10 protein-coding genes are annotated in these 11,079 nt (G+C 39.6%); 8 read left to right on the top strand and 2 right to left on the bottom strand.

Going from position 1 to position 11,079, the window contains the following annotated elements; genetic code table 11:
• Positions 1–273: 273 nt before the first annotated feature.
• Entirely contained in the window at positions 274–2,070 is a 1,797-nt protein-coding gene (locus tag L2672_RS14905; RefSeq protein ID WP_248996634.1) for a M1 family metallopeptidase, read from the top strand.
• 135 nt (positions 2,071–2,205) lie between these two features.
• Here the strand turns inward: L2672_RS14905 and L2672_RS14900 are convergent, their stop codons facing one another.
• Together L2672_RS14900 and L2672_RS14895 are read right to left on the bottom strand one after the other, a co-directional pair.
• A complete protein-coding gene (locus tag L2672_RS14900; RefSeq protein WP_248996633.1) occupies positions 2,206–2,730 on the bottom strand; it encodes a DUF4823 domain-containing protein in 525 nt (174 codons plus the stop codon).
• A gap of 149 nt (positions 2,731–2,879) precedes the next feature.
• Positions 2,880–4,349: a peptide MFS transporter gene (locus L2672_RS14895; RefSeq protein WP_248996632.1), complete on the bottom strand. Its 1,470-nt coding sequence runs from the start codon at positions 4,347–4,349 to the stop codon at positions 2,880–2,882.
• A 766-nt stretch (positions 4,350–5,115) separates the two neighbouring features.
• On the opposite strand from L2672_RS14895, the gene L2672_RS14890 reads away from it, so the two are divergent.
• From L2672_RS14890 to L2672_RS14860, 7 genes are all read left to right on the top strand, one after another.
• Positions 5,116–5,766 carry an OmpA family protein gene (locus L2672_RS14890; protein ID WP_248996631.1) on the top strand — a complete coding sequence of 217 codons (651 nt, stop codon included), beginning with the start codon at positions 5,116–5,118 and terminating at the stop codon, positions 5,764–5,766.
• Between the two features lie 24 nt (positions 5,767–5,790).
• Entirely contained in the window at positions 5,791–6,624 is an 834-nt protein-coding gene (locus L2672_RS14885; RefSeq protein ID WP_248996630.1) for a mechanosensitive ion channel family protein, read from the top strand.
• 126 nt (positions 6,625–6,750) lie between these two features.
• Entirely contained in the window at positions 6,751–7,764 is a 1,014-nt protein-coding gene (gene ltaE / locus L2672_RS14880) for a low-specificity L-threonine aldolase (protein ID WP_248996629.1), read from the top strand.
• Between the two features lie 190 nt (positions 7,765–7,954).
• On the top strand, positions 7,955–8,323 hold the full coding sequence (locus tag L2672_RS14875) for an acyl-CoA thioesterase (RefSeq protein ID WP_248996628.1): 369 nt from the start codon (positions 7,955–7,957) through the stop codon (positions 8,321–8,323).
• A gap of 395 nt (positions 8,324–8,718) precedes the next feature.
• On the top strand, positions 8,719–9,150 hold the full coding sequence (locus tag L2672_RS14870; RefSeq protein WP_248996627.1) for an ATP-dependent zinc protease family protein: 432 nt from the start codon (positions 8,719–8,721) through the stop codon (positions 9,148–9,150).
• 1 nt (position 9,151) lies between these two features.
• Positions 9,152–10,057, top strand: a complete 906-nt coding sequence (gene rimK / locus L2672_RS14865; RefSeq protein WP_248996626.1) for a 30S ribosomal protein S6--L-glutamate ligase — start codon at positions 9,152–9,154, stop codon at positions 10,055–10,057.
• Complete coding sequence (locus L2672_RS14860) at positions 10,058–11,071, top strand: succinylglutamate desuccinylase/aspartoacylase family protein (RefSeq protein ID WP_248996625.1); 1,014 nt, start codon at positions 10,058–10,060, stop codon at positions 11,069–11,071. It begins immediately after the preceding gene.
• The last annotated feature ends 8 nt before the right edge of the window (positions 11,072–11,079 follow it).

Raw genomic sequence — 11,079 nt, 5'->3', positions numbered from 1 at the left:
ATGCAATTTGAGTGATAGAGATAAGCTATCGAATAGGGGGATGATGATGAACAAAACAAAGAGTCTTTATGGTATGGAAAACCTCAAGCACTCAATAAAAATTTGGTTCATATATTCAGAGTGTTAAAAACTAAAGTAGTTCCCTGCTATTTCAAAAATATTTCCATAAACAAGTGTGTTAGCGTTAAATTTAACCTTGTTGACTATAAAAAATACTGCAGAAATACTAAAATAGATAAATAAAACATATAAATAGATTTTTAGGCCTTACCAATGACTACCGCATCAGCTTCTTTCGACAATGACCATGACTATCACTCTAGTGCGAATACAACCGAGTTTGTCGTTACACATTTTGAACTCAGTCTTAATGTCGACTTTGGCAGCCAAGTTTTGCAGGGTAGCGTGACACTTCATTTTAAGTGCTTACAGCAAGAAATAGCCTCTGAGCGACTTATCTTAGATTGTCGAGATTTAGCAATAAGCGCTATAAAAAACAGCAAAGGTGAAGTTTTAGACTTTAGCATTGAAGAGGTCAATGATGTATTGGGTCAAAAACTTATTGTTAACCTAAATGGTGAACATAGTTTAATTATTATTGACTACCAAACCTCTCCCACCGCTCAGGGGCTACAGTGGTTAACCCCGCAACAAACTTTAGGTAAAAAACAGCCTTGTTTATTTAGTCAGTCTCAGCCTATTAATGCTCGTAGCTGGATTCCTCTGCAAGATAGCCCCAAAGCGCGGGTGACTTTTGATGCTGAAATCAAAGTCACTAATGGTCTACGGGCGGTTATGAGCGCCTTAAATGACGCTAAAATGCCACAGGATGGAATATTTCATTTTGTTATGGATAAGCCTATCCCAACACATTTATTAGCATTGGCGGTGGGGGATTTAGCATTTGCCGCGACAGGCCCCAGAAGCGGCATTTATACTGAACCTGGATTGTTAGACCAAGCGGTAAAGGAGTTTGAAGATACCGAGCAGATGATACAAGTTGCTGAGTCATTATTAGGTGAATATGCTTGGGGGCGATATGACATGATAGTTTTGCCACCCAGTTTCCCTTTTGGGGGGATGGAAAATCCGCTGTTGGCTTTCATGACCCCAACGTTGATCACTGGCGATAAAAGTTTAGTTTCAACAGTGGCTCATGAGTTGGCTCATTCGTGGACAGGAAATTTAGTGAGCAATGCGACTTGGCGTGACTTATGGCTGAATGAAGGTTTTACCACCTATTTTACCAATAGGATTGTTGAGGCAGTTTATTCAAAAGAGCAAGCCGATTTAGAATGGGTCAATGAATACACACGTTTAAAAGAAGAGATGCAATCATTTGATTTATCTGATCAAACATTACCTGCAAATGTACAAACCCGTGATCCTAATTTAGCCTTTAACCGCTTCACTTATGACAAAGCCTCTATGTTTGTTCATGAATTAGAGCAACGTTTGGGGCGGCAAGATTTTGATAAGTTTCTTTTTGATTACATTCAACACTATGCATTTCAGGCAATTACCACTGAAACATTTATAGGTTATATGCAGCAATATGTGTTGCCGGTGTATGCTGACAAGCTGTCTGAAGATGAATTACTTGAATGGGTTTATGGTCAAGGGTTACCAGAATGGTTTTCCCCTCCAACGACCCATAGTTTAGATAAAGTACGTTATGCATTATTCGACTTTGAACACGGTCATTCGGCTACCACACTTAATGTTGAAAACTGGCAGGTGCATCATTGGCAATATTTTCTAAATCATTTACCACAAGTTATCTCTCAAGAGCAGTTAATGGATTTAGATGAGGTGTTTGGTTTTACCCAAAGTCAAAATGCTGAAATTGCTTGTGACTGGTTCAGAGTTGCGATTAGAAATCACTATGATCCCGTGCTCGATACAATGAGTCAGTTTTTAAACACCGTTGGCCGAGCGAAATTTGTTAAACCTTTATATATTGAATTGCTGGTGGCAGGGTATCAACAAGAGGCACTGCAAATTTATTCACAAGCTAAACTCAGTTACCATCCGTCATTGCAAGTTCAACTCGACAAAATACTGAGTTAAAGCTAGCTTCACACTTAACCGTACCACTACAACACCTCAACGTTTAATATCCTACAGAGGAGAAGTCGCCGTTGAGGTTAATGTTTTCAAAAGCGGCTATATCCAATAAATCTAAGTAAATTGATTTATAAGCCGTTATTGGTATAAGGAGTTAATGTATTCTTCTGTGGGGTCTTTTAATAAATCTTGCGGATGATCGCCTCCTAATGTCATCCATTTACTCTTGCCTGAAAAACGTGCATCTTTGATGATCTGATGTGTTTTGGCATCGTAAGTAATTATCTGAATTTCTACTTTATCTGACTTACCAGACCATTCAGTGTTTCTGTCTTCCCAATGTAATATCACCGGTTCGATGTAATAACCATATTGTTGGTTATCTATTGATTGTAGGCATTGCTTCCCTTTACAGTCTTGGGTGATATCAACATTTTTTGAATATTTTAAAAATTCACTTTTGATTGTTTGCACCGTAGCTTTTGCAGAGTTAGGGTATTTTTTTTGTCCATAAAAACCGTCATCTGGAGTGGATATCAATACGCCTAATTCAGGGTTTAATTTAGCATTTTGTTGCATACCTTCATGCTCAAATTGATAAGAAGAACTGCAACCGGTTAATGCAAAAGCAGCCGTGGCAAAAATAACAATTCTAGCTCGCATCGTGACCTCTATGACGTTAAACGTTTTTTTAAAATAGCGCCTAGATATTCAATAGGCAATACGATAATAGATTATTATTTATTCATCTTTGAAAAGATAAAAAAAAGCCTCAAGTTTAACTTGAGGCTTATTATCAGTATTAATAACGTTTAGCGTTTAATCGCTTCATGTTCAGCGGTTACTGCAATTTCTTCAGTTAATGCTGCTTCTTCGTCATCATGCTTACTTTCAGCACCGTGCATCCAGTCAACAAGCTTGTCTGACATGAAGTATAAAATAATGCCTGAAACAGCAGCGGTAATCGCAATACCTGCGAAAATAGACATCGCATTGGCTAATTGCTCAGAGGCGTCGCCACCATGACCGATGAGTGAGCCGACTAAGCCGCCTACTTTGTTTGCGATAGCAACAAATAAGAACCATGCACCCATCATTAATGATGCAATACGTAGTGGAGCAAGCTTAGTTACCATTGATAGACCAATAGGAGATAAACATAATTCGCCCATGGTGTGGAAGAAGTATGCACCGACCAACCACCACATGCTTGATTTAGCTGAAGCGTCACCGCCCATTTCTAAAACAGCACCAATCATGAATAAGAAACCAATGCCTAATAACACTAAACCTAATGCAAATTTAACCGGAGAGTTAGGCTCATTTTTACCAAGACGTACCCAAATAGAGGCAATGACCGGAGCAAAAATAACAATAAACATGGCATTTAATGATTGGAACCATGTCGTTGGTACTTCCCATCCACCAATCATGCGGTCTGTAAAGTCGTTAGTGAATAGGTTCATTAAACCGCCAGCTTGTTCAAAGCCAGCCCAGAAAATGATGGTAAATAAACCCATTACCATGATGACTTTAATACGGTCACGTTCAACTTTAGTTAATGGTTCTTTACGGACTTCACCTTTACCAGCATTTCTGTCTCTTTCAAGCTTTGCAGCAGGAACAGTACCAATATCACCCAGTAATTTCTGTGCGAATAAGAATTGGATGATTAACGAGAAAACCATACCGATACCTGCACAAATAAAGCCTGCTTGGTAGCTACCATCGTAAGCGGCTACAACTGAACCCACTACGATACCAGACAAGAATGCACCTACGTTAATCCCCATATAGAAGATGGTGAATGCACCGTCACGACGATGATCGCCTTCTTCATATAAGTCACCAACCATGGTTGAAATGTTAGGTTTGAATAAACCATTACCTAAAATTAAGGTACCTAAACCAAGGTAAAACATTTCAGTTTCCATACCAGGGATCCATGCATGAGGCGTACCTAGCATGAATTGGCCTGCTGCCATTAAGGCACCACCAATATAGATTGCTTTACGTTGACCTAAGTAGGCATCAGCTAACCAACCACCGATAAGTGGTGTTAAATAGACTAAACCGGTAAATGTTCCGTATAAAGATAAAGCGTCAGCTTGGCTCCAGCCTAAACCGTGCCCCCCTTGTGATGAAACTTGGTCTACCAAATATAAAACAAGGATGGCGCGCATTGCGTAGTAACTGAACCGTTCCCACAATTCTGTTGTAAACAGTAGGAACAATCCTTTTGGATGCCCAAGCATCGTTCCTGGTGCTTTTACTTCACTCATTAAGTTTTCCACCTTAAAGCTTGTGATTGCTGTAGTGCATGAAACACCACAGAAAAGTTTGTTTGCAAATTGAGGCTTTGTGTTGCGCATTAAGTTTTTCTTGGGACAAAAAAAACTAAAATCAATGCAATCAAGACCTACTTATTGTTTATTTTTTATAATGTATATTATCGATTCAATGCTAAATTCGTTTAAAACATCAAAAAGTCCACCTTATATACCTCCTATCGACCAGAAAAGTCAACGGTTGTGCGGGTGGTAGGCTAATTTTAACACTAATGAAAATGTAATATTTAGCCGTTATTATTTACATTTCACCACATCCGTTAAAAAATTATGCTTTAAAAGGCCTCGCCGATTTTGTTCCAATTGACAGCGGCAAACTTTGACAGACTTTTCTATACTGAAAGCGAACCTTGCCAACCCGTCTGAAAATAAACTGAAATTAAGCTTAATAAATTTAGGTGCTAAGGCTCACTTAGCATCGATAGATTATTTTAGAGTCACTTTTTCAACGCGGGTATGTTGAAGGTTTGGCAGATTTTATGGTCAATACAAAGAAGTCGTTGCTGTTTTTAGTCGTGCAGTTCTTGGCGCATTATCAAGCTAAATGTGTTGGTGCTGTTGCTTATTTGTTTTGCCTGATTGCAAAAGTGTAACTAAAGGTTAAAATGCGATTAGTTGGTGTGGTGTGAGAAAATTTTCAATTGGACTAAATTGCTCAATTGTTGGTTTAGGTAACCCATTCAGTATTTTTAAGGCTTTTATGCGTAAATCGTTAGTGATGTTTCTTTTAGCTATGATGCCTAGCATTCACATTAATGCATGGGTTGATACTGATTTGGACGGCGTTCCGGATAAAAAGGATGCCTGCAATGATACACCAAAACAAAGCGTGGTGATGGCGAATGGCTGCACAGACCCTGACACGATTAAGCCGCTCAGTAATAATGAAAAAAATATTGGCGTCAGCAATTCTGTCATTAATGATGGAATAGCAAGTGCTGAACTTGAGTCAATGTGTCGTGACGCTAGTGAAATATTAGAAAACGATCAACTTGCCTCAGCGTGTATCTTGCAAAGATTACAGCCGATATATTTTGAATTTGCTAAGGCAGATATTGTGTTATCTCAGTTACCTATGCTCGATGTCATTAATGAAATTAAGCAAACTGATCCAAATGTTTATGTGTCCTTAATCGGTCATGCAGATATTATCGGCAGTGATGATATTAATCAGGCGTTATCTTTAGCGCGGGCCGAAGAGGTTAAGTCACTGCTGATTAAGCGATTTAATTTTAAACCTGAAAACATTTCTGTAAAAGGAATGAGTAACGCACAACCTGCTGCAGATAACTCCACAATAGAAGGGCGTCAGCGGAATAGGCGGGTAGAATTTATCATTTCGGCAGAATAATCTGTCATTTAAGGGAGTAAAACAATGGAAAACCTCGAAGGTTTAGAAGGGCTGATGCAACAAGCCCCTGAGTTTTTAATGGCATATGGTCTTAAAGCATTAGCGGCTTTAGTCATATTTATCATTGGTAAATATTTTGCTGGCGTATCAAAACGCTTAACATCTAAAGTATTAACCAATCGTAACGTTGACCAAACCGTGGTGTCTTTTGTTGCCAATATGGCATGGGCAATTGTGTTTGTGTTCACTGTGATTGCAACATTAGGGCAAGTAGGTGTCCAAACCGCTTCATTAGTGGCTGTTATTGGTGCTGCTGGTTTAGCTGTTGGTTTAGCACTTCAAGGTTCATTATCTAATTTCGCGTCAGGGGTGCTAATGGTATTGTTCCGCCCTTGTCGTGTTGGTGACTTTGTTGAAGCTGCTGGTGTTGCAGGAGTTGTTGATGAAATTACTATTTTCTCAACTAAACTGCGTACCGGCGATAACAAATTAATTGTTGCCCCTAACTCAGCCATCATGAACGGCACAATTACTAACTATTCTGCGTTAGCCAAACGTCGTATCGATTTAGTGATCGGTGTGGGATATACCTCTGACATTGCAAAAACTAAAGCGGTATTAGCTGAGGTACTCGAAAATAACGGCTATGTATTAAAAGACCCCGCTTATACCATTGGTTTAGCGGAGCTTGCAGATTCATCAATTAACTTTGTGGTTCGTCCTTGGGTGAACACTAGTGATTACTGGCCTGCACGTTTTGAGATTATTGAGCAAATCAAAAATGCATTAGATGCAGCTGAAATTGAAATCCCATTCCCACAAATGGATTTACATGTCAAAGAGCTTGCAGCTAGCTAGGTTTGTTAGCTAACTCACAAAAAAGCCAGCATAATTGCTGGTTTTTTTTGTGAGCACAAAAAAATTCACACTCGCTTGAAGTGAATCCGTTACACTACGGAAAATTCAACTGATTGACTTGAAACTATGATTGATTTTAGAAGTGATACTGTGACTCAGCCTACCATGGCGATGAGAAAGGCAATGGCCGAAGCTGAAGTGGGTGATGATGTATATGGTGACGATCCAACGGTAAATAGCTTGCAAGATATGGCTGCAGAAATGTATGGTTTTGACGCCGCGTTGTTTGTTAGTTCAGGGACTCAAGCTAATTTACTCGCTTTGATGGCGCATTGTGACAGAGGGGATGAATACCTATGCGGTCAACAAGCGCATAACTATAAGTTCGAGGGTGGCGGCGCAGCGGTGTTAGGCAGTATTCAGCCTCAACCTCTTGCTAACCAAGCCGATGGTTCAATTTTGTTAGCTGATATTAAGCAAGCCATTAAGCCCGATGATATTCATTTTGCTCGAACTCGTTTACTTAGTTTAGAAAACACCATCGGTGGTAAAGTATTGCCGCAAGACTATTTGGCTCAAGCTCAGTCATTAGCGTTTAACAAAGGGCTAAAAATACATTTAGACGGTGCAAGAGTGGCCAATGCTGCAGTTGCCCAAAATGTTGCAATTGGTGATGTTACTCAATATTTTGATTCTGTGTCAGTGTGTTTATCTAAAGGGTTATGTGCTCCTGTTGGGTCCATTTTGTTAGGAGATGAGCGCTTAATTCATAAAGCTATTCGTTGGCGTAAAATGCTGGGTGGTGGAATGCGTCAAGCAGGGATACTTGCAGCTGCGGCAAAATTGGCTTTACTTGACCAAGTTGAACGGTTAGCTGAAGACCACTTTCATGCTCAATTATTAGCAGAAAAACTGCAACAAATAGATGAAATTGAAGTGGATGTAAGTGAGGTACAGACAAACATGGTGTTTGCTCAGTTAGCTGACCAAGTTGACCCTAACAAGCTGGTGCATTCTTTATTACATAAAGGTATTAAGGTGAGCCCATCAAAGCAACTTCGATTAGTGACCCATGCCGATATATCGCGCGCTGATATCGATATTTTTATTGAGCAACTGAAAATATCATTAGCACGTTAGTGGTTCATCGCATTCATGCAAGTTCCCTAATATGGTTAATTTGCGCGTTTTTAGTGCAAACATTTGAGCATATTAGGGTGCTTATGAGTGAATAATTTAACAAAACCCGCTAAATTGACAGAAAAATAGTTGGCCTAATGATTGCTACCTCTTTTGAGGTATTTATTGGTAGTCACCCATTGAGGTCAGTATGAAATATTATAGCCGTCATTTAATTCTTCCCGTTCATTTAAATAATAGCCAAACCTTGTGCTGTGGCCAATTGATGACTTGGTTAAATGAACAAGCGACCATTTACGCTAGTTGCCAGATGAAAAGCCAATGCCATGTTGCAAAGTTAATTTCTGAAATTAGTTTTATGACTCCTGCTGTGGTGGGGGATATTGTTGAGTTTGGCTTTGAGTGTGTCAGTTTAGGGCAAAGCTCGGTCACTATTCGATGTAAAATACGTAATAAAATCAATCATGCACCTATTGCGAGTATTGATAAAATGGTATTTGTAAATATCAATGCTAATGGCTTGCCTATTCCCCACGGTATGAAGGTTGATGCTGCGTAATGTGTCTCAGATTCAAAGGTATTTTGTTGATGGTTAATTTCATAACCCTGGGGCTAATATTGCTTGTAGTCTAAGGTTAAATAACCTGTTGGATGATAATTTTTACCAAATGAATTTTGTTACTAAAAACGGCACAATAATTTGGCCGTTTTTATCTGCTTTTTAATTCTTATTAAGCTGTTGTTAATTAATAGCTTATTTGTTCTTGTTACCCGCGTGAAATTTTCCATATATCGACGGTTATCGTTAAAGTATCTTTTACGATTAAAAGCATATATTTTATTAAAAATGCAGTGTATATTGCGCCAAATTTTGTTGATGCCAACTATGCTTTAGTTGGCAAAAATTTTTATGGTTACCGAGAAAACTTTTCTCGCAAAATGTAAGGGAAGACCATGACTGAACAAACTCTCGATATTGTAGGTTGGAGAGAATGGGGTACGTTACCTGAAATTGGCAATGAAAAGATTAAAATTAAAGTTGATACCGGCGCGAAAACTTCGTGCTTACATGCATTCAAAATAAAGCCATTTCAAAAAGAAAAACAGAAATGGATTCGAGTTTGGTTGCATCCAGAACAAGAGTCAGATCGTGAAGTGGTTGCAGAGTTTGCCGTGTTCGATAGAAGACAAGTACGTGATTCTGGTGGTCATGTCACTCAGCGATATGTAATAAAAACCCCAATTATTATTGGTGGAAAACAATTTGATATTGAATTGACGCTTACTAACAGAGATAACATGAAATTTCGTATGCTGTTAGGTCGTCGAGCCCTTGAAGGGCGGTTTCTAGTGGACTCTGCCGCATCCTATTTAGCAGGAGAATAAAATGCACATTGCAATTATGTCGCGTAATAAAAATCTATACTCAACCAGTAGATTAAAAGAAGCGGCAGAACTAAGAGGTCATAGCGTTAAGGTTATTGACCCGTTGAAGTGTTACATGAACATTAATATGAATGCACCCAGCATTCATGCCCGTGGTGAAGAGTTACCTAAGTTTGATGCAGTTATTCCGCGTATTGGTGCATCGGTAACCTTTTATGGCACAGCAGTTTTACGCCAATTTGAAATGATGGGTACCCATCCTCTAAACGAATCTGTCGCCATTACACGCTCACGTGATAAATTGCGTTCATTACAGCTATTATCACGTAAAAACATTGGCTTACCTGTAACAGGCTTTGCGAACAAACCCGCTGACGTGCCTGATTTATTAGACATGGTAGGTGGTGCACCCTGTGTGATCAAATTATTGGAAGGTACGCAAGGGATTGGGGTGGTTTTAGCTGAAACCCGTAAAGCCGCTGAATCAGTTATTGAAGCCTTTATGGGCTTAAAAGCTAACATCATGGTACAAGAGTATATTGCTGAAGCTGGTGGTGCGGATATTCGTTGTTTTGTGATTGGCGATAAAGTCATTGCTGCGATGAAACGTCAAGCGCTTGCGGGTGAGTTTCGTTCTAACTTACATCGTGGTGGCAGTGCCACAGTGGTTAAACTAACCCCAGAAGAACGGTCTACCGCAGTGCGTGCTGCCAAAACCATGGGGCTTAATGTTGCTGGTGTTGATATTTTACGTTCTAAACATGGCCCATTAGTGATGGAAGTAAACTCTTCTCCAGGTTTAGAAGGCATTGAAAAAGCCACCGGAATTGATGTTGCTGATAAAATTATCCAATTTATTGAAAAAAACAGCAAAAAAATTACCAGTAAAACCAAAGGAGTAGGTTAAATGGCAAAAAAGCGCGAAGCTTTCACCTTAGGTGAAGTGAGCGTTAAAGCCGGCACGCAGGAAAGCGTTAAGCTTCCTGCTGCAAGACTTTATAACGACACGCCAATGGAGTTGCATGTTGAAGTGTTTCACGGCAATAAGCCTGGCCCTATATTACTCGTTTGTGCCGCTATTCATGGCGACGAATTAAATGGCATTGAAATATGTCGCCGGTTACTCGGTAAACTGAATGCGAAAACCTTAGTGGGTACGGTTTTAATTGTGCCGATTATTAACGTGTTTGGTTTTATTCAACAATCACGTTATTTGCCTGATCGTCGAGATTTAAATCGTTGTTTTCCGGGGTCTGCAAAAGGCGCGTTAGCCAGCCGATTAGCTCATTTGGTATCACATCAATTAGTTGACTGTGCCACACATATTATTGACCTACACACCGGAGCTATTCATCGTGAAAATTTGCCGCAAATTCGTTGTGACACCGATGACGAAGTGATGTTAGCAATGGCGAATGCTTTTGGTGCCCCAGTGATCATGACCTCAAAAACACGTGATGGCTCTATGCGTGGTTATGCAAATAGTAAAGGCATTCCTTGTATTTTATACGAAGCGGGCGAAGCCTTACGATTTAGCGAAATGTCGATTAAATCGGGTTTAACTGGTGTGCTAAATGTTATGCGACATCTTGAAATGATTAAAGGTCGTATTCGATTAAAAGGCAGCAGTGTTAATGCCAGTCGTAGCTATTGGGTTAGAAGCGAGGCTGATGGCTTAATTAACATTAAGTTAAAACTGGGCGAGCGAGTTAATAAAGGCAATATTTTAGCCTACATTGTTAATCCACATGGTGGGGAGTCTATTCCATTAAGAGCCCCGACAGACGGGATTATTATTGGTAATAGTAATATTCCTGTTACCAATGAAGGCGAAGCGTTATTCCATATTGCTCAGTTTGCGGGTGATGAAATTGAAGTGGTTAATGACAGCTTAGATGACTTTATGGCTGAATACGCTTAATTGGTTTT

Source organism: Shewanella gaetbuli (assembly GCF_023284065.1).
Taxonomy (GTDB): domain Bacteria; phylum Pseudomonadota; class Gammaproteobacteria; order Enterobacterales; family Shewanellaceae; genus Shewanella; species Shewanella gaetbuli.
This window is presented reverse-complemented; position numbering and strand designations above follow the sequence as displayed.